Below are 22,017 nucleotides of genomic sequence, written 5' to 3'. Positions count from 1 at the left end.
GCCGGCATGGCGACCGCCCGGGGCGGGAATCAGCGCAGGCCTTCCTCCTGGTGCTCGGTCAGAAGCTGGGGCTCGGTCTGGTCGGTGGGCGTAATCATGATCTTGCTGGTCTTGCCCTTCTCCTTCGATTTGGCGTAACACACCTGGCTGAGTTCCTTGCCGACCGGCACGACCGCCATCTCCGGCAGCTCCTCGCACCGGAGATTCGTCCAGCCGTCCCCGCCGAACCGGCCGTGCACCAGCGCGAGCAGCCCTTCCCTGGTCACCACCGTCTCCGTGGCCTTGCCGTCCCACTCGAAGCTGCGCTTGCCAGTGGGCCGGGTCGAGACCGTGTAGACGACGTCACGGCCGTCGTACGTGACCGTGCAGGTCAACGTCGCCGCCTGCCTGCCGGTGAAGCCCGGCTGGTCACACTTGCTGGTCATCGGCCGCACGGCTTTTGCGGAGGCGAGCACCCAGCTTTCCAACTGGTGCCGGATCTCCAACACCGGCTGCGGATTCACAAACTCGTTGTCCGGCTCCCATGAGGGCGTCGGCGAGGCGGCAAGCGTGTTCGCCGGGACCGGTTCGCCCAGGCCCTCCCAGTCGTCCTGGTTGAGGACGTTGGTGATCAGCTGACCGACGCCGCAGACGCCGGCACAGAGCACGACCACCACCACGATGGTGATGAGGATCCCGCGCTTCCCACGCTTCCGCGGGGATGCCGGTGTCTGATGTCCCTGGACCGGCTGGCCGGGAGGTGGTGGACCCGCTGCGGACGCGTCTGAGCGCGGCTGGTGGCCTTCCATGTGGTGCTCCCCGTTTTGATGGATCGATGAATCGAGGAGCTTAGGAGGAGAGACCGTCGGCTTCCACCCCGCCGGTCTTCAGCGAGCTGGCCGACGGGACGCTCTGGTCCGCAGCCGACCCCCGACCGCGCCCCGGACGCAGCAGCGTGGCCTGGTCACCCGGGAGGAGTGCGCGACGGACGGGCGGAGCGCTCCGGCCGGCATCCGGCAGCGGCTCGCCGTCTCCGACGGACGGGGCGCGGATCACCTCGCCGGCGGGTGGGCCTACGGTGGTTGCGTGGAGCTGCCGTGCGCGTCGTGATCGCCGAGGACCTGGACGCCTGACGTGGACCCCCGCATCGTCGACCGGCTCCGCTGCCCGGTCTGCGCCGAGCCGCTGGCCCAGGTCGCCACCGGCGGCGCCGGCGCACTGCGCTGCCCACGCCAGCACAGCTTCGACGTGGCCCGGCAGGGTTACGTGAACCTGCTCGCCGGTCGCGCCCCGCACGCCGGCGACACCGCCGAGATGGTGGCCGCCCGTGCCGACTTCCTGTCCGCCGGCCACTACGACCTGATCTCGACCGCCCTCGCCGCCGCCGCGACGCGGGCCGTACGGCACGCCACCGCGGCGCACGTGGCCGGGAAGCACGCCGTCGGGGCGTACCCCCTGGTGGTGGACGCCGGGGCGGGGACGGGCCGGCACCTCGCGGCGGTGCTGACGGCGCTCCCGGACGCCGCCGGCCTGGCGTTGGACGTGTCGAAGCCGGCGCTGCGCCGGGCCGCGCGGGCGCACCCGCGCGCGGCGGCGGCGCTCGCCGACACCTGGCAGCGGCTGCCGCTGGCCGACGCCAGCACCGCCGTGCTGCTGAACGTCTTCGCCCCCCGCAACGGCGCGGAGTTCCACCGGGTCCTCGACCCCGACGGGTCGCTGCTGGTGGTGACGCCCGCCGAGGACCACCTCGCCGAGCTCGTCGGCGCGCTCGGCCTGCTGCGCGTGGACCCGGCCAAGGCGGACCGGGTCGCGGACAGCCTCGGCGGGCACTTCGCGCCGGTCGCGGCCACCCTGCACCGGCGGGAGCTGGCGCTGACCGGCGTGGAGGTCGCGACGCTGGTCGGGATGGGCCCCAGCGCCTGGCACACCGACCCGGCGGGGCTCGCCGCCCGGGTCACCGCGATGCCCGAGCCGGTCCGGGTCACCGTCGCGGTCCGGCTGACCGTCTGGCGCCCGACGCCGCGCCAGGTGTCAGGAAGGGCGCCTTCCTGACACCTGAGCCGTTAGGAAGGTGCCCTTCCTGACGGCTCAGGAGTGGGTCAGGTGGAGAGGTCCACCTCTTCCCAGCCGGGGGGCTCGTCGTGGTACGGCCCGCGCAGGACCACCGCCCACTCCAGGGCCCACCGGCGCTGCCCGATCGCGTTCGCGTCCACCAGCCCGGGCGGCGTCCGGCCGGCCCGCTCCGTCTCCAGATACGCCCAGTCCAGGCAGTAGTGCAGGTCGAGCAGGGCCGCCGTGTCGGCGGGATGCTGCGGGGCGGTGAGGATCCGGGCCCGCCACTGGCCGAACGTCTCCCCGTCGGGGATCTGCGGCATCCGCTCCACCAGGCGCTCGTCGACCGGCAGCGTCGGGTCGAGCTGCTTGGTCAGGCCCAGCACCCAGGCCAGCGCGAAGAGCGCGTCGTGGTGCAGCACGAACGAGCGGTGGTCACCCTTGCCGCCGGTCACGAAGTCGAACTCCGGCGGCGTGACCATGTCGACCAGGTGCGAGGCGAGCAGCCAGCTCATCGCCCCCTGCGGGGGCATCCCGAAGCAGCGGGCCAGGATCAGGTGCAGCACCGCGATGCGGGCCTCGATCTCCACCGTGGGGCGCAGCTCGATGTGGTCGCCGGGCTCCCACACGAGCGGGAACTGGGCCGGCGGCAGCGGGAGACGCAGCCGGGACAACTCGTCCAGGCTCGCCTCACGCACCTCCCGCGGGTCAGGGGCAGGTACGGTCACGGCGGAAGATCCTGTCTGCTCGCGACGACTCGGCGCCGATTTCCCCCTGGCCAGGGAGGATAGCGCTCCGCGCGGGCCGGCACCATGCCGCCCCGCCCCGCCCGCCGCGCTCAGCCGATCCGCTCGATGACCAACGGCGTCGTGGCGGGCGCGGTCGGCGAGATCCGCACCGCCCGGGCGGCGTCGACCCGGGCCGCCGGGATCCGGGCGGCGTCGTCCGCGCGCAGTTCGTAGAGCGGATCGCCCGCCCGCACCGCCTCGCCCGGGCGCCGGTGCAGCACGACCCCCGCCGGCACGCTGACCTCGTCCTCCTTGCGGGCCCGCCCGGCGCCGAGCCGCCACGCCGCCAAGCCCATGGCGTACGCGTCGACCTGCGCGACGAAGCCGTCCTCGTCCGCGCGGACCACCTCGATCTCGTTCGCCGTCGGCATCGGGGCGTCCGGGTCACCGCCCTGGGCGCGGATCATCGCCCGCCACGAGTCCATCGCCCGGCCGTCGCGCAGGGCGGCCTCCGGGTCGGCGTCCGGCAGCCCGGCGGCGTCGAGCATCTCGCGGGCCAGCGCCAGGGTCAGCTCGACCACGTCGGCGGGGCCGCCACCGGCGAGCACCTCGACCGACTCGGTCACCTCGACGGAGTTGCCGATGGCCAGGCCGAGGGGGGTGGACATGTCGGTGAGCAGGGCGACGGTACGCACGCCGTGCGCGCCACCCAGCTCGACCATCGTCCGGGCCAGCTCGCGGGCCTGCTCGACGGACTTCATGAACGCGCCGGAGCCGACCTTCACGTCGAGCACCAGCGCGCCGGTGCCCTCGGCGATCTTCTTGCTCATGATGGAGCTGGCGATCAGCGGGATGGCCTCGACGGTCCCGGTCACGTCGCGCAGCGCGTACAGCTTGCGGTCGGCGGGCGCGAGGCCCGCGCCGGCGGCGCAGATCACCGCGCCGACGTCGCGGAGCTGGTCGGTGAACTCGTCGTTGCTCAGCGCCGCCCGCCAGCCGGGGATCGACTCCAGCTTGTCCAGGGTGCCGCCGGTGTGCCCGAGGCCCCGGCCGCTGAGCTGCGGCACGGCGGCGCCGCAGGCGGCGACCAGCGGGGTGAGCGGCAGGGTGATCTTGTCACCGACGCCGCCCGTGGAGTGCTTGTCGACGGTCGGCCGGGTGACCGTGGAGAGGTCGAGGCGCTCCCCGCTGGCGATCATCGCGGCGGTCCACCGGGCGATCTCCGGCCCGGTCATGCCGCGCAGCAGGATCGCCATGGCCAGCGCCGACATCTGCTCGTCGGCGATCACCCCCCGGGTGTACGCGTCCACCACCCAGTCGATCTGCGCGTCGGAGAGCACTCCCCCGTCCCGCTTCACCCGAATGACATCAACCGCCGCAAAACCACTCATCACAAAAGATCTTCCTCGTCGTCATGGCGATACCGGTTCGCGGACCGCGCCCACCGACCCCCAAAGCTCAACCCCAGCGGACCGGGATCTCCATCGGCGGCTCACCCTCGCCGGCCCAGAAAATCGCCCCCGAGGCGTCCACGACCACCACCCGGGGCGACCGGGCCAGTCCCCAGGCGATCGCCTCCGCCGGTTCGGCCCAACTCGGGCCCTCCTCCAGCACGCCCGTCTCGGCGTCCTCGCTGTCGCCCGCGGACCGCTCCCAGTACGCCGTCCAGACCTGCTGGCCGGCGGAGAGGTCGGGGTGCACGAAGACCGTGCCACGACCGCGCCACGCGGCGAGCCGGTCCGGGACCACGGGCAGCCGGTTCTCCCCGGTCACGGCCTCGATGTCGGTCACGTCGAAGGCGTGCGGCAGCAGCTCGGCCATCCGCAGCGGCCCGCCCCGGGCCTCGACGAGGCACTCCGGCCCGCCCTGTTCCCAGAGCAGCTGGCGGCACCGGCCGCACGGCATCAACGGCTCGCCGGTGGCGTCGACGCAGGACAGGGCCACGATCCGGCCGCCGCCGGTGGCGTGCAGCGAGGAGACCACCCCGCACTCGGCGCAGAGCACCACGCCGTACGCGGCGTTCTCCACGTTGCAGCCGACCACCACCCGGCCGTCGTCGACCAGGGCGGCGGCCCCGACCGGAAACTTCGAGTACGGCACGTACGCGTGCCGCATCACCTCGGTGGCGGCGGCCCGCAGCCGCTCCCAGTCGATCTCCACGGTGCTCCCCACTCAGCCCTTGACGTACGGCTTGCCGCTGGCGGCCGGCGCCCGGACCCGCCCGACCAGCCCCGCCACCGCCAGGATCGTCGCCAGGTAGGGCAGCATGGCCAGGAACTGGCTCGGGATCACACTGTTGATCGCGCCGAGGTAGGTGGCGAGCTGGTCGGCGAAGCCGAAGAAGAGCGCCGCGAGCAGCGCCCCCGTCGGGCTCCACCGGCCGAAGATCAGCGCGGCCAGGGCGATGAAGCCCTTGCCGCCGATCATGTTCTTGGTGAACGAGTAGAGCGCCAGCGTGTAGGAGGCTCCGCCGATGCCGGCGACCACCCCGGCGAGCAGCACGTTGCGGTAGCGCACCCGCAGCACCTTGACGCCCAGGGTGTCGGCGGCGGTGGGGTGCTCGCCGACCGAGCGGGTCCGCAGGCCCCACCGGGTGCGGAACAGCGCGATGTGCAGCACCAGCACCAGCACCAGGCCGAGGTAGAGGAAGATGTTGCCCCGGAACAGCGCCGGGCCGAGCAGCGGGATGTCCGACAGCAGCGGGATCTCCCAGTTGCTGAACCGGGGTGCGTTGTTGTATTTCTGCGCGTTGGTCTGCATCAGCCGCTCGTAGAGGAAGCCGGTGATGCCGACGGCCAGCAGGTTGAGCACGATGCCCATGACCACCTGGTCGACCAGGTAGCGGATGGAGAAGACGGCCAGCAGCAGCGAGATGAAGGCCCCGCCGATGGCGGCGGCGACCAGGCCCACCCAGACGCTGCCGGAGAGGCTGCCGAAGAGCGCGCCGCTGAAGGCGCCCATCAGCAACTGCCCCTCGATGGCCACGTTCACCACGCCGGAGCGCTCGCAGAGCACGCCGGCTAGGGCGCCGAAGACCAGCGGCAGGGCCAGGATGAACGTGCCGCGGAGGACGTTGACCAGCGGCATGAAGTTCTGCCCGGCCGGCGCGGCGGAGACCTGCCAGCAGAGGAACGACAGCACGAAGCCGACCAGACCGACGCCGAGCACGACGGTGAACCAGCGCTTCGGCAGCCCGGCGAGCATGGCGACGCCGGCGGCGATCGCGACGAGGCCGAATCCGATCGCGCCGATCGTGCCGTCGATCTTCAGCGCGGCGCCGGCGGCGTCCTCGCTGAGGGTGAAGCGGGCCTGCTCACCGGTGGCGAGCGCCCCGAACAGCACCGTCGCGAGCAGGCCGAGCGCGAGCAGCACGGCGCCGACCTTGCGGGTACGGGTCCAGAAGCCCTGATCGACTCCGGCGACAGCGACGTCTGCGACAGCCATGGTGGACATGAGTTACCAGCCCTTCGACAGGCTCGTCTGCAACCGGGCGGCGCGGGCGGCCCGGAGCTGGAAGATCGCCTTCACCAGGGCCGGCGCGGCGATGAAGATCACGATCAGCGCCTGGAGCACGGTGACCAGCTCCAGGGAGATCCCCGAGTACGACTGCATCCGGTTGCCGCCGGCCTGGAGTGCGCCGAAGAGCAGCGCCGCCATCGCGACGCCCCACGGCTTCACCCGGCCGAGCAGCGCCACCAGGATGCCGTCGAAGCCGATCTGCGCGACCACCAGCGGGGTCAGCGCGCTCGCGGTGGTGCCGAGCACCATGTTGGAGCCGCCGAGGCCGGCCAGGACCCCCGCGAAGACCATGATCAGGACGTACGTCCGGGTGACGCTGATGCCCGCGGTCCGCGCGGCGTCCGGGTTGGCGCCGACGGCGCGCAGCTCGAAGCCGAGCGTGGACCGGTTGAGCAGCCACCAGACCGCCCAGGTGGCCAGGACCGCCAGGATGATGCCGGCGTGCACCCGCAGCCCGTCGCCGAGCAGTCGGGGTAGCTGGGCCGAGCCGTTGACCGGCCGGCTGATGGCGTCCGAGCGGTTCGGGTCCTGGACGCCGTTCTGCACGATGATCCAGGTCAGGAAGTACGTGGCGATGTAGTTGAGCATGATCGTGTTGATCACCTCGTGGGCGCCGGTGCGCGCCTTCAGGATGCCCGGGATGAAGCCCCAGATCGCACCGCCGAGCGCGCCCGCGAGCACCGCGACGAGCAGGTGCAGGCCGGGCGGCAGCGGCAGCAGGAAGCCGGCCAGCGCGGCCAGCACCACGCCCATGATGGCCTGGCCCTGGGCGCCGATGTTGAACAGGCCGCCCCGGAAGGCCAACGCCACCGACAGGCCGGTGAAGACCAGCGGCGCGGTGTAGGTGAGCGTCTCCGAGATCGGACTCATCACCGCCTGGAAGCCGACCGCCTCGGGGTCGAAGATCGCGCCCTTGAACAGGTTGCCGTACGCCTCGCTGACCAGCGTCCAGCTCGCGTCGAGCGCGTCGGTCGGCCGGGCGGTGATGTAGCTGAAGGTGGCCAGCACGTCGGGGTCGGAGATGATCATCAGCAGCGCGCCGACGACCATCGCCAGCACCAGCGACAGCAGGGTCACCGTGAAGGTGTTGGCGGCCCAGAGGTTCTCCAGGAACAGCCGCCCCAGCGAGGGCTTCGGCTCCGGGGCCGGGGCCTTCGGGGTGGTGGCCGGCTCGGCGCGCTCGGTGTTCTCCAGCGCGGTCTCCGCCGCCTGCGCCTCGGTCGCCGGGTCCTTGTCGGGGGAGCCCGAGCCGGGGTTCGGGTTGGTCATGACTCTTCCTCGCTACCAGGGCCCTCGGCGGCCGGGGCCGCCGTGCCGTCGGCCGCCGCGCCGCCCGTGCTCGTGCCGGCGGCGGGGGCCGCGTCGGGGGTGATGCCGGCCATCAACAGGCCGATCTCCTCGCGCGGGGTGTCCGGGCCGACGATGCCGATGATCCGGCCGCGGTACATCACCGCGATCCGGTCGGCCAGGCCGATCACCTCGTCGAGTTCGCTGGAGACCACCATGACGGCGGTGCCGACGTCCCGCTCCCGGATGACCCGGCTGTGGATGAACTCGATGGACCCGACGTCGACGCCGCGGGTCGGCTGGGCGGCGATGAAGAGCTTCAGCGGCCGGGACAGCTCCCGGGCCACGATGACCTTCTGCTGGTTGCCGCCGGAGAGGGTGCCGACCGGCGCGTCGGCCGAGGAGGTACGGACGTCGAACTGCGCGATCCGTTCCTTCGCCGACTTGTCGATGGCCTCCGGCTTGAGCGCCAGTCCCCTGCCGAACGGCGGCCGGTCGTAGATGTCGAGCACCAGGTTCTCCGCGACGGAGAACTCCTTGACCAGGCCGTCGACGCTGCGGTCCTCGGGCACGTAGCCGACGCCGGCGCGCAGCACCTTCTTGGTCGACCAGCCGTGGACCGGCTGGCCGTCGAGCGCGACAGTGCCGGCGAGCGTCGGGCGCAGCCCCATGATCGCCTCGATCAGCTCGGTCTGGCCGTTGCCCTGCACGCCCGCGACCCCGAGCACCTCGCCCGCGTGCACGGTCAGGTCGACCCCGTCGACCGCCCGGATCTGCCGGTCGTCGTCGACGACCAGACCGGCGACCTCCAGGATCGGCTTGCCGGGGGTGGCGGGCCCCTTCTCCACGGTGAGCCGGACGTTACGGCCGACCATGAGCGCGGCCAGCTCGTCCCGGCTCGCCTCGGGGGAGGCGGTGCCGACCGTCCTGCCGCGCCGGATCACGGTGATCCGGTCGGCGATGGCCTTGACCTCGCCCAGCTTGTGGGTGATGAAGACGATCGACTTGCCGGCGGCCTTGAGCGACCGCATCACGGCGAGCAGTTCCTCGGTCTCCTGCGGGGTGAGCACCGCCGTCGGCTCGTCGAGGATCAGCAGGTCGACGTCGCGGGTGAGGGCCTTGACGATCTCCACCCGCTGCTGGATGCCGACCGGCAGGTCCTCGATCACCGCGTCCGGGTCGACCCGCAGGTTGTACCGCTCGGAGACCGCGGCCACCTCGCGCCGGGCCTTGCGGCGGTCCAGGAAGCCGGCGATGCCGCCGCGTACCTGCTCGGCGCCGAGCATGACGTTCTCGGTGACGGTGAAGACGGGCACCAGCATGAAGTGCTGGTGCACCATGCCGATCCCGGCCGCGATCGCGTCGGACGGGCCCCGCAGCCTCAGCGGCGCGCCGTCGACCAGGATCTCGCCCTCGTCGGGCTGGTAGAGCCCGTAGAGCACGTTCATCAGGGTCGACTTGCCCGCGCCGTTCTCGCCGAGCAGGGCGTGAATCTCTCCAGGCTCCACCGTCAGGTCGATGTGGTCGTTGGCGACCAGATCACCGAACCGCTTGGTGATGCCGCGCAGTTCGAGTCTCAGCGCAACCTCCTGGAGTGCGAAGCGATGGTGCAGCGTAGCTGCCGGGGGACCGCGCACGGCGTAGGGCCGTCGTCGGGGGGAGCGGATCGGCCGCCCCGCCGCCGCGGGGTCTTCCGCGACGGCGGGACGGCCGATCTTCGTGCTGCACCGCCCGCCGGCCTACCCGGGTGATCGTCTCACCGTGGACGGCCGGCGGTGCCTCACTTCGGCTGGGCCGCGGAGGTGACGGGGACGGTGCCGGCGGCGATGTCCGCCTTCAGCTTGTCGATCTCGGCCTTCAGCTCGGCCGGGACCTTGCTGTCGAACTCGTGGTACGGGGCGAGGCCGACACCGTTGTTGGAGAGGTTGCCGAGGTAGCCCGGGGTCGGGGACAGCTTCTCGCCGTTGGACGCCTTGACGACGGCCTCCTTGACGGCGTCCGGGATGTTCTTCTCGACGGTGGTGAGGATCGCCGAGCAGTCCGAGGTGCTCTCGCAGCCGTCGACGTCGACCCAGATGGCGCTGTACTTGCCGCCCGAGGCCTTGGCCGCGGCGGTGGTGCCGAGGCCGGCGCCGCCGGCGACCGGCATGATGATGTCGGCGTTCTGGGCGACCAGGGTGTCGCTGACCTTCTTGCCCTCGTCCTGCTTCTCGAACGAGTTGGTGAAGGAGCCCTTCTGGGTGGCCTTGTCCCAGCCGATGGCCTTCACCGTCTTGCCCTTGGTCTTGTTGAAGTGCGCGACGCCGTCGGTGTAGCCGTCCATGAAGATGGTCACCGGCGGGATCGGCAGGGCGCCGTAGGTGCCCACCGTGCCGGTCTTCGTCATGCCCGCCGCCAGGTATCCGGCGAGGAAGCCGGCCTGGGCGGTGTCGAACTGCATCGGGTAGACGTTGGACTCCGCGGTCTTCGCGTCGACGATGCCGAACTGCTGGTTCGGGTTCGCCTTGGCGATCTTGGAGGTGGCGTCACCCATCAGGCCGCCGACGGCCAGGATGAAGTCGCACTTCTGGTTGACGTACTGGGTCAGGTTGACCTCGTAGTCCGCCTCGGCCTTCGACGCGACGTACTTGATGTCGATCTTGCCGTTGGCCTTCTTCGCCTCCTCCAGGCCCTTCCAGGCGGAGGTGTTGAACGACTTGTCGTCGATGCCGCCGACGTCGGTCACCATGCAGGCGCTGTACTTCTTGTCGCCGCTGCCGGCGCTGTTGTCGTCCTCGGGGGCCTCGCCACACGCGGCGGCGCTCAGCACGAGCCCACCCACCGCGAGGACCGAGGCGATCCGCATCCCACGCACAGAGCGCAAGACGTCTCCTTCCCATTGCACACCGCGTCCTGCACGGTGGCAGCCCTTGAGCCGGCCTGCGCTGCGCCGCCGGCGTCCCACGTTACGGACGGGAGCGTACGCCCGCACCCACCCACCGGCCGCCAATCGTGCACGACTGTTGGGTGCCCGTTACCCCTACGTAACCTCTGGGTGGGGCAGATCACTTTCCGTGCCGAAAACTGTGCGGTGAGGCGATGCGAAACGTCCCGTTTCCGCGCGTCGCTCCCGCCTGCGGCGTTACCGCCAGAAAACCGCTACCGCCGCGTTGACCAGGGTCAGGCCGACGATGGCGAGGAAATGCCCGCGATTGACCGCATCGCGCTTGCGGGAGAAGAAAACCATGACGAAGATCAGTACGGCGAGCACCAACTTGGTAACAAGTTTCGCGGGGTCCGGCTCGTTGCCGTCGCGCAGGGGCGCGGAGAGGCCGATCCCGGTCACCAGCATGATCACGGACCCCCAGAGCATGGCCGGGTTGATCCGCAGCTTGCCGCTGACGTACTGCACGATCGCCCCGCCGAGCAGCAGGGCGAAACCGATCAGATGGACGTAGCGAAGTATGAGTCTCAGGGCTTCCACCCCACCATCCTCCCCCATCAACGACGGATCGTAGTAGCGGCCCGGGTCAGCGCGTGTTCGGTGGCCGTCCGGCACGTCGGTGACAGCGCCGGCGGCGGGGCGACGCCAGCACCAGCGCGAGGGCCGACAAGCGTTCCCGGCCACGCCCCCGCCACCCACCTGGCGGCGTCCGCGCCCTCCTCCTCCGCCGCTGACCCAGCCACCCGCGCCCCGCGAGCCCGTCCCCGCGCTTCACGAGCCCGTCCCCGCGCTTCACCGCCCGGTTCCCGCGGGCAGGCAGTGCGGGGTCGCGGGGTGGAGGGCTAGGTCAGACGCCAGGCCTGGAAGGTGGGGCCGTCCGCCGGCAGGGTGATCGTGCCGGTCGCGTCCGGGTGGAGGGCGGGGGCCCCGCCGTGGATGTTCTCGCCGGCCGGCAGCCCGCCCAGACGCACCGGCGCACCGGCGGCGCGGCGGGCCAGCACCAGCACGCTCCCGGTCGGGGCCTCGCGCAGGAAGACCAGCGTGTCCGCGTCGGCGTGCAACCAGCGCAGGCCGCCGTGGCGCAGCGCCGGCTCCGCCCGCCGCAGCGCGATGAGCGACCGGTACGTGGCGAACGTCGAGGCGTCCCAGCTCTCCGGCCGGTGCCACGGCATCGGGGTACGCGAACCCTCGCCGTTGGCGCCGGTCAGCCCCAACTCGTCGCCCGCGAAGATCATCGGGGTGCCGGGCATCGTGGCGAGCAGCCCGGCGGCGACCTCCTGGCGGGCGGCGTCGCCGACCACGGTGCGGATCCGCGCGGAGTCGTGCGAGCCGAGCAGCTGCCACGAGTGGGTGTACGACCGCCAGGAGATCAGCGACCGGTACGCGTTCATGGTGGCGAGCACCGCGTCCGCGTCCCGCCGCACCACGCCGCCCGGGGTGCCGAGGAAGTTCGGCACGCTCTGCTCGCCGTGCCGCAGCCACGACCAGACCGGGTCGGTGAACCCGACGTAGTTCATGGTGCCGTGCCAGCCGTCGCGGTCCAGGTCACCCGTGTGGTCGTGGCCGTGCTCGGCCATCAGCAGCCCGTCGGCGCGGGTCCCGACGACCACCTCGCGCAGCAGCGCCGCCACCTCGTGGGTGTACGCGTCGGCCCCCCGCCGCCCGGTCATGTTCGCCACGTCCACCCGCCAGCCGTCCAGCCCGTACGGGGGCCGCAGCCAGCGGCGCAGCAGCGAGTCGTCGGCGGTGGCGAAGCGCCGGCGCAGCTCCGCACTGCCCCAGTTGAGCTTCGGCAGCGACCTGACCCCGTTCCACGACTCGTACGACAGCTCCGGGTCGCGGCCGGTCGCCTCGCCGAAGTAGTACAGCTCCCGCTCGGGCGCCGACCCGTCGGCGGCGGCCCGCGTGAACCACTCGTGCGCGTCGCCGGTGTGGTTGCTGGTGATGTCGCCGAGCAGCCGCCAGCCCCGGGCGCGTACGGCGTCGGCGAGGCGGGCCAGGGCGGCGTCCCCGCCGAGCAGCGGGTCGACGGTGTCGAAGCTGGCCGCGTCGTAGCGGTGGTTGGAGCGGGCCGGGAAGATCGGCGTCAGGTAGACGGTGTTCACGCCGAGGCGGTCCAGGTGGTCCAGCCGCCCGGTGACGCCGTCCAGGTCGCCGCCGTAGAACTGGTGCGGGGTCTGCGGGCCGCGCCCGATCACGGGGGTGTCCCAGTCGCACGGGATCGCCCAGTCCGGCAGCTCCCGGCCGTCGGCGGCGGCGGAGCGGGCGAACCGGTCCGGGAAGATCTGATAGATCACCGCGTCGCGCGCCCAGGCGGGCGGCGGGGCGTGGGTGACCAGCTTGAAGTCGCCGTTGTCGGGCACGTCGTGGGACACCACGCCAGCGGCGTTGAGCCAGCGGTGGCCGCGCCGGCCGGTGAGCATGAACCGGTAGTTGCTGACCGGGTTGCGGGCCTCGACGGGGACCCGCCACCAGACGCCGCCCGCATCGGTGCGGTCGACGACCGCCTCGGCGAAGTGCGGCTCGCCGTCGCCCGTGGTGCGTACGTGCACCTGCCGGACGTCGGCGCCGGCCGGCACCCGGACGAAGACGTCGACGGTGTCGCCGAGCGCGGGTTCCTGCTCGGGGACGTACAGGGCGGATCCGTCGTGGTGCGGCAACAGGGACATGGTGGTGCCTTTCGCGGCGGTCGGACGGGAGAAAAAGGGGTCGACCGCCGCGCCCGGTTGCCCGGCCGCGGCGGTCGATCCGTGACTGCTCCGGTACGTCGGACGCCGACGCCCCTCCGCATCAGCCCTTGACGGCCCCGGAGGTGAGACCGGAGACGATGTAGCGCTGTAGCAGTTGGAAGACCAGCACCGTGGGGATCGCGGTGAGCAGGGTGCCCGCCGCGAAGATCCCGAAGTTGTTGTTGCGCTCCCCCGCCACCAGGCCGAACATGCCGACCGCGAGGGTCTTCGACTCGGTGTCGGTGAGGAACACGTTGGCGATGATGAACTCGTTGATCGAGCCGATGAAGGCGAGCAGGCCGGTCACCGCCAGGATCGGTGCCACCAGCGGCAGCATGATCTTGAAGAAGACCTGGGCGTGCGAGGCGCCGTCCATGGTCGCCGACTCGTCCAGCTCCTTCGGCAGCGTGTCGAAGAAGCCCTTCATCAGCCAGGTGTTCGCCCCCAGCGCGGCACCCATGTAGAGCAGGAACAGGCCCCACGGGGTGTTGAAGCCGATCGCCGGCCACAGGTCGGTGACCGTGGTGAAGATCAGGAAGATCGCCACGATCGCGAGGAACTGCGGGAACATCTGGATCAGCAGCAGCGAGAGCAGGCCGACCCGCCGCCCGGCGAACCGCATCCGGGAGAAGGCGTACGCCGCCAGCGCCGAGAGGAAGATCGACGCGAACGTCGCCACCCCGGCGAGCAGCAGCGAGTTCAGGAACCAGTGCCCGAACGCCGTCTCGGAGAACAGGTTGGCGAAGTTGTCGAGCGACGCCCCGGTCGGCACCAACTCCGTCGAGGAGAGGGTGCCCAGCGGGTTGAACGCCGCCGAGACGACGAACAGGATCGGGAAGAGGCTGAACGCCACGGCCAGCACCCCGACCAGGTGCCGCCAGCCGACCTGCCTCAACCAGCGGCCCCTGCGCCGGCCCGTCGGTGTGCGGGCGGCGTCGGGCGCGTCGGTGCGGGTGCTCACGAGTACACCTCCTCCTGTCTGCGGGTACGCGCGAAGCTGACCGCGGACACGACCGCCACGATCGCGAAGATGAAGACCGAGACGGTGGCCGCCAGGCCGTACTCGGCGCCCTGTGCGCCGAAGGCCAGCCGGTACGTGTACGTGATCAGCAGGTCGGTGGCGCCGCTGCGCGGGTTGTCCGGCTCGAACGGCCCGCCCTCGGAGGTCATCCAGATCGCGTTGATGTTGTTGAAGTTGAACGCGAACGACGAGATCAGCAGCGGGGAGAGCGCGACCAGCAGCAGCGGCAGGGTGACCGAGCGGAACGACTGCCACGGTGACGCGCCGTCGACCGAGGTCGCCTCGGTCAGTTCCTTGGGAATGGCCTGGAGCGCGCCCGTGGCCACCAGGAACATGTACGGGTACCCGAGCCAGAGCTGCACCAGGATCACCGCCACCCGGGCCGACCACTCCTGGCCGAACCAGTCCACCCCGAGCCCGAACAGGTTGTTGATCAGCCCGAAGTCGGTGTTGAACATGTCCCGCCAGATCAGCAGCATCGCGAAGGACGGCATGGCGTACGGCAGGATCAACAGGATCCGGTAGAGGTTGGTGCCCCGCATCCGGGGCGAGTGCAGCGCCAGGGCGATCAACATGCCCAGCAGGAACGTGCCGCCGGTGGAGCCGATGGCGAAGGCGAAGTTCCACAGCAGCGTGCCGAAGAAGGGCCCGGAGATGGCCGGGTCGGTGAGCACCCGGGCGAAGTTCTTCAGCCCGACGTTGACCTGCCAGCCCTGGGCCAGTTGTTCGCCGTCGGGGGCGACGAAGGCGCCGATCTCCTCGTCGGCCGTCCAGGTCCTGCCGGTCTCGGTGTCCCGGACGCAGTCGCAGCCGGCGTCGTACGCCCGGATCGCCTTGCCCTCGTAGGCGCGGGACAGGCCGGCGGAGCGCAGCGCGCCGTCGGACGTCGGCACCACCAGGCCGGTGATGTCCTGGCTGCGGGAGCTGGCCTGGCCGAAGTTGAGGATGGTGTAGCCGTCGGCGGCGGTGACCTTGCCGCCCGGGGCCACTGTGACGTCGGCGGGGTCGAGCTGGCGCAGCCCTCCGGTGTCGCCGGCCGAGACCACGCCGGTGGCCGGGTCGCTGACCAGGAAGACGAGCGGGCCGGTGGCCGGGTCGCCCTCGGTCGCGACCGACAGGGCGTACTCGGCGGAGCCGGGCACCTGCTTGACCGAGCCGGTCTGGATGGCGACGACCGCGTCGTCCTTGGAGCCGCGGTGGCCGTCGCCGAAGTTCGTGAAGGCGGTGCTCGCCGTGTAGAGCACCGGGACCACCTGGAAGGCGATCAGGAAGAGCGTGCCCGGGACCAGGTACTTCGCCGGGATGTGCCGGCGGGTCAGGTAGAGGTAGAACAAGCCGGCGGTGGTGGCGGCCAGGATCGCCAGCCCGAGCCACATCTGCGCCTCGACGAGCGGGAACGCCGCCCAGATCGCGATCGCGGCGGTGAGGCCGAGCAGGATCACCTTGACGAGCAGACCGCTCACGCTGGTCAGCGCGTGGTGCCGCGCGGCGCGGGACTTGCCCGGGAGCCCGGTGGGCTCCCGGCCCGGGTCCTGTGTGACAGGACCCGGGCCGGACAGCGGCGTACTCATTACTTGATCTGGCCGGAGATGGTCTTGCCGGCCGCGGTGATCGTCGTGGTCGGGTCGGCACCGCCGATGACGGCGGCCTCGGCCTTACCGAACGGGTCCCAGATGGCGGCCATGGCGGGGATCGCCGGGAGCACCTGGCCGTTCTTGCCGGCCTCCTGGAACTTCGCCAGGTCCGGGTCACCGCCCTTGACCTGGTCGAGGGCTGCGGTCAGCGCCGGCGGGCGGGCCTCGGCGTTGTAGAGCGCCACGGCCAGCTCGGGGGTGGTGACGTGGTTGGCCACGAACTCCTGGGCCAGGGCCTTGTTCTGGCCCTTCGACGCCACGTAGAACGCCTGGACGCCCACGAACGGCTGGGCCTCCTTGCCACCGGCGAAGCCGGGGACCGGGGAGATGTCGTAGGAGATGTTGGCCTTCTTGGCGTCCGCGACGGCCCACGGGCCGGAGACCAGGAACGCGCACTTCTTGCTGGTGAAGGTGGCGATCGAGTTCTCGGGGGTGATGGAACGCTTCAGCGCGCCGTCGCCCTTCTCACCGAGCTTGCCGATCTTCTTGAACGCCTCGATCGACTCCGGCTTGCCCACGCCCAGGTCCTTCGGGTCGTAGTCGCCGTTGGGGGCGGTGCCGAAGAGGTAGCCGCCGGCCGAGCTGTAGAACGGGTAGATGTGGTACGCGTCGCCGTTCTGACCCGACTGGAGGCAGAGGATCTCGCTGGCCTTCTTCTCGGCCTTGAGCTTCTTGCCGGTGGCGACCAGTTCCTCGATCGTCTTCGGCGCCTGGGGTGCCAGCTCGGTGTTGCGGATCAGCGCCAGGTTCTCCATGGCGTAGGGAACGCCGTAGAGCTGGCCGTTGAAGGTGACGGCCTTGACGGCGGTCTCGTTGAAGCCGCTCTTCTGCTCGGCCGCGAGCTGGACCGGGTCGATGGCGCCGTTCTGGACGAGGTTGCCGATCCAGTCGTGCGCGCCGACCACGATGTCCGGGCCGCTGCCCTGCTGCGAGGCGGTCACGAAGTTGGTCTGGAGGTCCTTGGAGACGGCCTGGACCTCGACGGTGACGCCGTTCTCCTGGCCGAACTTCTCGGCGAACGGCTTGAGGGCGGCGGTGCGCTTGTCGTCGGCCCAGATCACCAGCTTGCCGCCGGTGGCGGCTCCGGTGGATTCCTTGGCGGCCGGCTCGTCGTTGCTGTCGCTGCCACAACCGGAGGCGGCGAGCGCCAGGCCGAGGACGGCGACCACACCCGCGGTACGGATGCGCATCGGTACTCCTGTCGTCATGGCGGCCCGCGGGGGAAGGCGGCCCGCCAGTGGGAACCTCTGAAATTCTTGCGAACCGGCGCCCGGCGTGCTGCGCCGCTGCTCTCGCGTGTTGCGGGGACGTTAGCAAGAGGTTGCAGAGGATGGAAGGGCTTGCAATAGTGTACGCAAGAACTTGCCGGTGGGCTAAAGTGCGCCCATGCGCGCTCGACTGTCCGACATCGCCCAGCAGGCCGAAGTCAGCGAGGCCACGGTGTCGCGGGTGCTCAACGACCGCCCGGGAGTGGCCCCCGAGACCCGGCAGGCGGTGCTGACCGCCCTCGACGTGCTCGGCTACGAGCGCCCGGCCCGCCTGCGCAAACGCAGCGCCGGCCTGGTGGGTCTGGTGGTCCCCGAGCTCGACAACCCGATCTTCCCCGCCTTCGCCCAGGTGATCGAGTCGACACTGGCGCAGAGCGGATTCACCCCCGTGCTGTGCACCCAGACCGCCGGCGGCGTCACCGAGGACGAGTACGTCGAGATGCTGCTGGACCGGCAGGTCTCCGGCATCGTCTTCGTCTCCGGCCTGCACGCCGACACCGCCGCCAACCACGACCGCTACCGGGCCCTGCTCGCCCGCCCGCTGCCGGTCGTGATGATCAACGGGTACGCGCCCGGTATCCAGGCGCCCTTCGTCTCCTGCGACGACGGCGAGGCCACCGAGCTGGCCGTGGCCCACCTGGTCGCGCTCGGACACCGTCGCATCGGCCTGATCACCGGCCCGGACCGGTTCGTACCGGTGCAGCGCCGGGTGGCCGGCTTCCGCGCCGCGATGGGTCGCCTCGTCGGCGTCGACGAGGCCGGCCTCGACGACCTGGCCGAGCTCTCCCTGTTCGGCGTGGAGGGCGGCGAGGCCGCCGCCGCCCGGTTGCTGGAGCGCGGCGTCACCGGCGTCGTCTGCGGCTCCGACCTGATGGCGCTCGGCGCGATCCGGGCGGCCCGGCAGCGCGGCCTGTCCGTCCCGGGGCAGGTCTCGGTGGTCGGCTACGACGACTCCCCGCTGATGGCCTTCACCGACCCGCCGCTGACCACCCTGCGGCAGCCGGTGGCCGCGATGGCGGTCGCCGCCGTCCGGGCCCTGGTCGACGAGATTAACGGGCATGCCGCCCCGCACTCGGAGTACGTGTTCCGGCCGGAACTGGTGGTGCGCGGCTCCTCCGCGGTCGCCCCCACCCGCCCCACCCCGGAGACCCCCACCCGCCCCACCCGGGAGACCCCCACCCGGCAACGCCCCGCGCCCCCCGCCACCATGGCCGTCCCGGCCTGACCCGCCCCGCCTGACCCGCCTCGCCTGACCCGCCCAGCCGGGCACGCCCCGCCGGGCACGCCCGATCCTGCGCCATCCCGCACGCCGCGTTACACCCAGCCTGGACGGCAGGCGACTCGCTGCCCTCGGCTCTGGGCCAGGGCCCAGGGGGCCGGGGTTCAGGGGCCTCGGCCGGTCAGCGGGCTTCGGGCCGGCGATCCGGATTGACAGGCCTTTACTACTCTGAGCAACCCTCCCCCCTGTCACGCAGAGTCACTGCGCTCGGGGGCACCGCACGCTACCCGCCGGCCCTTTGCTCTGCAGCCCTCACCGCACCACAGCCCTGAACTGCTGATTTGCGCCTCACCAGCACAGCACCCCGCTCACGCAACGTGTCCGGTGCGTCCATGGGTGCAGAGCAAAGGCACGGAGGACCAGCCCTGGCAGGCCAGAGGCAGCCACCCTTAGTGACGAATCGTGACGCCAGCGGAAGCCCCCAGGGACCAGGGACCAGGGACCGAGAACCGGGGGTTGAGGGCCGGGGGCCGGGGGTTGAGGGCCGAGGCCGGGGGCCGGGGGCCGGGGGCCGGGGGCCGGGGGCCGGGGGCCGGGGAAGCTGCGGGAGGTGTAGAGGTGGCGCGGCGAGGGCGGGGTAACGCAGGCGTGGGGCCGGTGGACCGCACTGGAGCAGAGCCGTTCCCTCACCTGGGCACGCTGCCCGGCGGCGCGGCCGGCGGCCGGGTCATCACGCCCGACAGCTCCAACGCCACCTCGACACATACCCCCGCCGCTCAGGTCAGAGGCGCGAGATCGCCGACGCCCGTGCGTGATCGATGTCATTCCTTGCGCAAGGAATGCTTGACTCTTGCAGCGCGAGGGCGGCATTCTGCTCAGATACCGCACTCGCCCCGCAGCGGGTGCCGCCGTCGCGCGCCACAGAACGGGGAAACGCCTCCGATGACCGCCAGCAACCCCACGCCGCCGGGCACCGACGACTGGTGGCGCTCCGCAGTCGTCTACCAGGTCTACGTACGCAGCTTCGCCGACTCCAACGGCGACGGGGTCGGTGACCTCCAGGGCATCCGTGAGCGCCTGCCGTACCTGCGTGACCTCGGGGTGGACGCGCTCTGGCTGACCCCCTTCTACACCTCACCGATGGTCGACGGCGGGTACGACGTCGCCGACTACCGCGACGTCGACCGGATGTTCGGCACCCTCGCCGACTTCGACGCGATGATCACCGACGCCCACGCCTTCGGCCTGCGGATCATCGTCGACCTGGTGCCGAACCACACCTCCGACCGGCACCCGTGGTTCCGGGCCGCGCTGGCCGCCGGGCCCGGCTCCGCCGAGCGCGAGCGCTACCTCTTCGCCGAGGGCCGCGGCGAGCAGGGCGAGGAGCCCCCGAACGACTGGGAGAGCATCTTCGGCGGCCCCGCCTGGACGCGGATCGACGACGGCCAGTGGTATCTGCACCTGTTCGACCCGGCCCAGCCGGACCTGAACTGGCGCCACCGGGAGGTGCGCGCCGAGTTCGAGGGCGTGCTGCGCTTCTGGCTCGACCGGGGCGTGGACGGCTTCCGCATCGACGTGGCGCACGGCATGATCAAGGCCGAAGGGTTCCCGGACGTCGGGTTCAGCACCATGACCACCGGCCAGCGCCAGTCGGAGATGCTCGGCAAGGGCCGGCTGCCCTACTTCGACCAGGACGAGGTGCACGACATCTACCGCGCCTGGCGGCCGATCCTGGACAGCTACCCCGGCGGCCGGATGGCGGTCGCCGAGGCGTGGGCCGAGACCCCGCAACGCCTCGCCCGCTACATCGGCCCGGACGAGCTGCACCAGGCGTTCAGCTTCGACTTCCTCGACGCCACCTGGTCGGCTGACTCCTTCCGCAAGGTCATCGACACCGCGCTCGCCGAGTCGACAATCGTGGGCGCCCCCACCACCTGGGTGCTCTCCAACCACGACAAGCAGCGACACGTCACCCGCTACGGCGACGGCGCCGAGGGGCTGCGCCGGGCCCGGGCGGCCACCCTGCTGATGCTCGCCCTGCCCGGCTGCGTCTACCTCTACCAGGGCGAGGAACTGGGCCTGCCGGAGGTGCTGGACCTGCCCGACGAACTGCGCCAGGACCCCGCGTTCCTGCGTACCGGCGAGAGCCGGGACGGTTGCCGGGTGCCGATCCCGTGGAGCGGCGAGCTGGCCCCGTACGGCTTCGGGCCGACCGGCAGCGAGCTGAGCTGGCTGCCGGCCCCGGCCACCTGGCGCGGCCTCTCGGTCGCCGCCCAGACCGGCGACCCCGGCTCCACGCTGGAGCACTACCGCACCGCGCTGCGGATCCGCCGGGAGCACCCGGCGCTGGCCGCCGACGCGGGCGCGGTCACCTGGCTGGAGGCCGGGCCGGGCCTGCTCGCCTTCAGCCGCACCGCCGGCGACACCGTGCTGACCTGCGTGGTCAACATCAGCGGTGCGCCGGCCCTGATCGACGGGTACGGCACCCCGATCGCCGCCAGCGAGCCGCTCACCGGGCAGGGCTCCGGCCACCTGCTCGGAGTCGACGCGGCTGCCTGGTTCGAACGGCGCTGAGCGGGTAACCCGTCATCGACCTGGTCGTCCGTTGTGCCCCGCGCCGACGGGCGACTGGGCTACCGACCCCTTGTGGTGGGGGGTGAGGTGGCGCCGGCGCCACCCGGAGTCCGCTCCGGTGGCGCCGGCGTCCATCGGGCAGGTGTCGCCCGCCACCCGTGCGGGTACGACGGGCCCATGGTGGTTCGTGTCGCGCAGTACACCCTCGACGTGGCCGATCTCGACCTGATGGCCGGCTTCTGGGCGGCGGCGCTCGGCTACACCGTCGACGCCGGTGGCGACGGCAGCGCGAAGCTCCGCCCCCCGCACGACCGGGCCGGGGCCCCCACCGTCTGGTTGCAGGGCTCCCGCACGCCGAAGCACGGAAAGAACCGGCTGCACCTGGACGTGGTGGCCGACGGCGACCCGGCGGACGAGGTGCATCGGTTGATCGGGCTCGGCGCCCGGCCCGCCGACGTGGGGCAGCGCGGCGACGAGGGCCTCACGGTGCTGGCCGACCCCGAGGGCAACGAGTTCTGCGTGCTGCACCTGTCGCCGCACCGCCCCTGACCGTCCGGGCCGCACGGGCCGCATCTGACTCATGGGCCGCGTGGCCAGGCCCCACCCGGACGGGCTCAGCCGCCACCGGTGAGCTTCGCGGCGATGCGCCCGAAGCCGGCCCGCAGCTCGGCCTCGCTGGGCGGGGCCAGCGGCTCGGCGTCGTCGGCCGCCGCGGCGGCCTCCAGCTCCTCGTCGATGGTGTCCTCGAAGTCACCGTAGAGGTCGGCCCCCTCGACCCGCGTCGTCTCGTCCTCGGCGGCGATCTGCGCGGCGGCGATCTCGCCCCGGATCTCCTCCGCCGACACCGCCGGCAGCAGCGGCTCGACCACCGCCATCAGCTGTTCCTCCGCGACGATCGCCTCGGCGAGCGCGAGCGCGTGCGGTCGCTCGTAGGGGCCGCAGACCACCGGCTCCCACTCGTCGGCGTCGCCGAGCGGGCCGAAGGTGATGATCCACGGCAGGCCCAACATCGGCGAGCCGTCCGGCAGGTCCAGCGTCACGAGTGCGCCCACGCGCTCATCATCGTCCGTCGCACCGCGAACGC

General features: G+C 71.8%; 18 protein-coding genes. 4 read left to right on the top strand and 14 right to left on the bottom strand.

The window, feature by feature from the left end:
- Window positions 1–29 precede the first annotated feature (29 nt).
- Window positions 30–659, bottom strand: coding sequence for a hypothetical protein (locus ACQ452_RS03980; RefSeq protein ID WP_433389820.1), 630 nt, complete (start codon window positions 657–659; stop codon window positions 30–32).
- A gap of 454 nt (window positions 660–1,113) precedes the next feature.
- Here ACQ452_RS03980 and ACQ452_RS03975 point away from each other — a divergent pair, with 454 nt between their 5' ends.
- Window positions 1,114–2,031, top strand: coding sequence for a putative RNA methyltransferase (locus ACQ452_RS03975; protein WP_433389818.1), 918 nt, complete (start codon window positions 1,114–1,116; stop codon window positions 2,029–2,031).
- A 47-nt stretch (window positions 2,032–2,078) separates the two neighbouring features.
- On the opposite strand, the gene ACQ452_RS03970 is transcribed toward ACQ452_RS03975, so the two are convergent.
- The 12 genes from ACQ452_RS03970 to ACQ452_RS03915 all read right to left on the bottom strand — a co-directional run bounded on the left by ACQ452_RS03970 (window position 2,079) and on the right by ACQ452_RS03915 (window position 17,062).
- Entirely contained in the window at window positions 2,079–2,759 is a 681-nt protein-coding gene (locus tag ACQ452_RS03970) for a DUF4272 domain-containing protein (RefSeq protein ID WP_433389816.1), read from the bottom strand.
- A 110-nt stretch (window positions 2,760–2,869) separates the two neighbouring features.
- Window positions 2,870–4,150, bottom strand: a complete 1,281-nt coding sequence (locus ACQ452_RS03965) for a thymidine phosphorylase (protein WP_433389814.1) — start codon at window positions 4,148–4,150, stop codon at window positions 2,870–2,872.
- 67 nt (window positions 4,151–4,217) lie between these two features.
- On the bottom strand, window positions 4,218–4,919 hold the full coding sequence (locus tag ACQ452_RS03960; RefSeq protein ID WP_433389811.1) for a cytidine deaminase: 702 nt from the start codon (window positions 4,917–4,919) through the stop codon (window positions 4,218–4,220).
- 12 nt (window positions 4,920–4,931) lie between these two features.
- Window positions 4,932–6,212, bottom strand: a complete 1,281-nt coding sequence (locus ACQ452_RS03955) for an ABC transporter permease (protein ID WP_433389808.1) — start codon at window positions 6,210–6,212, stop codon at window positions 4,932–4,934.
- Window positions 6,213–6,215: 3 nt separating this feature from the next.
- Window positions 6,216–7,547 (bottom strand): ABC transporter permease, encoded by a 1,332-nt coding sequence (locus tag ACQ452_RS03950; RefSeq protein ID WP_433389805.1) that lies wholly within the window; start codon window positions 7,545–7,547, stop codon window positions 6,216–6,218.
- Complete coding sequence (locus ACQ452_RS03945; RefSeq protein WP_433389802.1) at window positions 7,544–9,202, bottom strand: ABC transporter ATP-binding protein; 1,659 nt, start codon at window positions 9,200–9,202, stop codon at window positions 7,544–7,546. The genes ACQ452_RS03950 and ACQ452_RS03945 overlap by 4 nt, the downstream gene beginning before the upstream one ends.
- A 143-nt stretch (window positions 9,203–9,345) precedes the next feature.
- Window positions 9,346–10,410, bottom strand: a complete 1,065-nt coding sequence (locus ACQ452_RS03940; RefSeq protein WP_433393970.1) for a BMP family lipoprotein — start codon at window positions 10,408–10,410, stop codon at window positions 9,346–9,348.
- A gap of 276 nt (window positions 10,411–10,686) precedes the next feature.
- Window positions 10,687–11,028, bottom strand: coding sequence for a hypothetical protein (locus ACQ452_RS03935; protein ID WP_433389799.1), 342 nt, complete (start codon window positions 11,026–11,028; stop codon window positions 10,687–10,689).
- Window positions 11,029–11,330: 302 nt separating this feature from the next.
- Complete coding sequence (locus ACQ452_RS03930) at window positions 11,331–13,157, bottom strand: glycoside hydrolase family 13 protein (RefSeq protein ID WP_433389797.1); 1,827 nt, start codon at window positions 13,155–13,157, stop codon at window positions 11,331–11,333.
- Between the two features lie 121 nt (window positions 13,158–13,278).
- Complete coding sequence (locus ACQ452_RS03925; protein WP_433389794.1) at window positions 13,279–14,178, bottom strand: sugar ABC transporter permease; 900 nt, start codon at window positions 14,176–14,178, stop codon at window positions 13,279–13,281.
- On the bottom strand, window positions 14,175–15,809 hold the full coding sequence (locus ACQ452_RS03920; RefSeq protein WP_433389791.1) for an ABC transporter permease subunit: 1,635 nt from the start codon (window positions 15,807–15,809) through the stop codon (window positions 14,175–14,177). The genes ACQ452_RS03925 and ACQ452_RS03920 overlap by 4 nt, the downstream gene beginning before the upstream one ends.
- The gene (locus ACQ452_RS03915; protein ID WP_433389789.1) at window positions 15,809–17,062 is read right to left on the bottom strand and encodes a sugar ABC transporter substrate-binding protein; all 1,254 of its coding nucleotides are present in this window, start codon (window positions 17,060–17,062) and stop codon (window positions 15,809–15,811) included. The genes ACQ452_RS03920 and ACQ452_RS03915 overlap by 1 nt, the downstream gene beginning before the upstream one ends.
- Before the next feature lie 196 nt (window positions 17,063–17,258).
- On the opposite strand from ACQ452_RS03915, the gene ACQ452_RS03910 reads away from it, so the two are divergent.
- The 3 genes from ACQ452_RS03910 (at window position 17,259) to ACQ452_RS03900 (ending at window position 21,482) form a co-directional block, all read left to right on the top strand.
- Window positions 17,259–18,365: a LacI family DNA-binding transcriptional regulator gene (locus ACQ452_RS03910; RefSeq protein WP_433389786.1), complete on the top strand. Its 1,107-nt coding sequence runs from the start codon at window positions 17,259–17,261 to the stop codon at window positions 18,363–18,365.
- A gap of 936 nt (window positions 18,366–19,301) precedes the next feature.
- Window positions 19,302–20,933 (top strand): glycoside hydrolase family 13 protein, encoded by a 1,632-nt coding sequence (locus tag ACQ452_RS03905; RefSeq protein ID WP_433389783.1) that lies wholly within the window; start codon window positions 19,302–19,304, stop codon window positions 20,931–20,933.
- Window positions 20,934–21,110: 177 nt separating this feature from the next.
- The gene (locus ACQ452_RS03900) at window positions 21,111–21,482 is read left to right on the top strand and encodes a VOC family protein (RefSeq protein ID WP_433389781.1); all 372 of its coding nucleotides are present in this window, start codon (window positions 21,111–21,113) and stop codon (window positions 21,480–21,482) included.
- Window positions 21,483–21,547: 65 nt separating this feature from the next.
- On the opposite strand, the gene ACQ452_RS03895 is transcribed toward ACQ452_RS03900, so the two are convergent.
- Window positions 21,548–21,985, bottom strand: coding sequence for a hypothetical protein (locus tag ACQ452_RS03895; protein ID WP_433389778.1), 438 nt, complete (start codon window positions 21,983–21,985; stop codon window positions 21,548–21,550).
- Window positions 21,986–22,017: the final 32 nt, after the last annotated feature.

The organism is Micromonospora sp. KLBMP9576, from assembly GCF_050941805.1.
Taxonomy (GTDB): Bacteria; Actinomycetota; Actinomycetes; order Mycobacteriales; family Micromonosporaceae; genus Micromonospora.
Note: the sequence above shows the minus strand (reverse complement) of the source record. Positions and strands in the feature narration are given on the sequence as shown.

What these genes read in the sequence shown, in the direction of transcription:
- ACQ452_RS03965 (WP_433389814.1), bottom strand. Translation starts at nt 4,150, where the DNA reads ATGAGTGGTTTTGCGGCGGTTGATGTCATTCGGGTGAAGCGGGACGGG.
- ACQ452_RS03955 (WP_433389808.1), bottom strand. Translation starts at nt 6,212, where the DNA reads ATGTCCACCATGGCTGTCGCAGACGTCGCTGTCGCCGGAGTCGATCAG.
- ACQ452_RS03950 (WP_433389805.1), bottom strand. Translation starts at nt 7,547, where the DNA reads ATGACCAACCCGAACCCCGGCTCGGGCTCCCCCGACAAGGACCCGGCG.
- ACQ452_RS03940 (WP_433393970.1), bottom strand. Translation starts at nt 10,410, where the DNA reads ATGCGGATCGCCTCGGTCCTCGCGGTGGGTGGGCTCGTGCTGAGCGCC.
- ACQ452_RS03930 (WP_433389797.1), bottom strand. Translation starts at nt 13,157, where the DNA reads ATGTCCCTGTTGCCGCACCACGACGGATCCGCCCTGTACGTCCCCGAG.
- ACQ452_RS03920 (WP_433389791.1), bottom strand. Translation starts at nt 15,809, where the DNA reads ATGAGTACGCCGCTGTCCGGCCCGGGTCCTGTCACACAGGACCCGGGC.
- ACQ452_RS03915 (WP_433389789.1), bottom strand. Translation starts at nt 17,062, where the DNA reads ATGCGCATCCGTACCGCGGGTGTGGTCGCCGTCCTCGGCCTGGCGCTC.
- ACQ452_RS03910 (WP_433389786.1), top strand. Translation starts at nt 17,259, where the DNA reads ATGCGCGCTCGACTGTCCGACATCGCCCAGCAGGCCGAAGTCAGCGAG.
- ACQ452_RS03905 (WP_433389783.1), top strand. Translation starts at nt 19,302, where the DNA reads ATGACCGCCAGCAACCCCACGCCGCCGGGCACCGACGACTGGTGGCGC.
- ACQ452_RS03900 (WP_433389781.1), top strand. Translation starts at nt 21,111, where the DNA reads ATGGTGGTTCGTGTCGCGCAGTACACCCTCGACGTGGCCGATCTCGAC.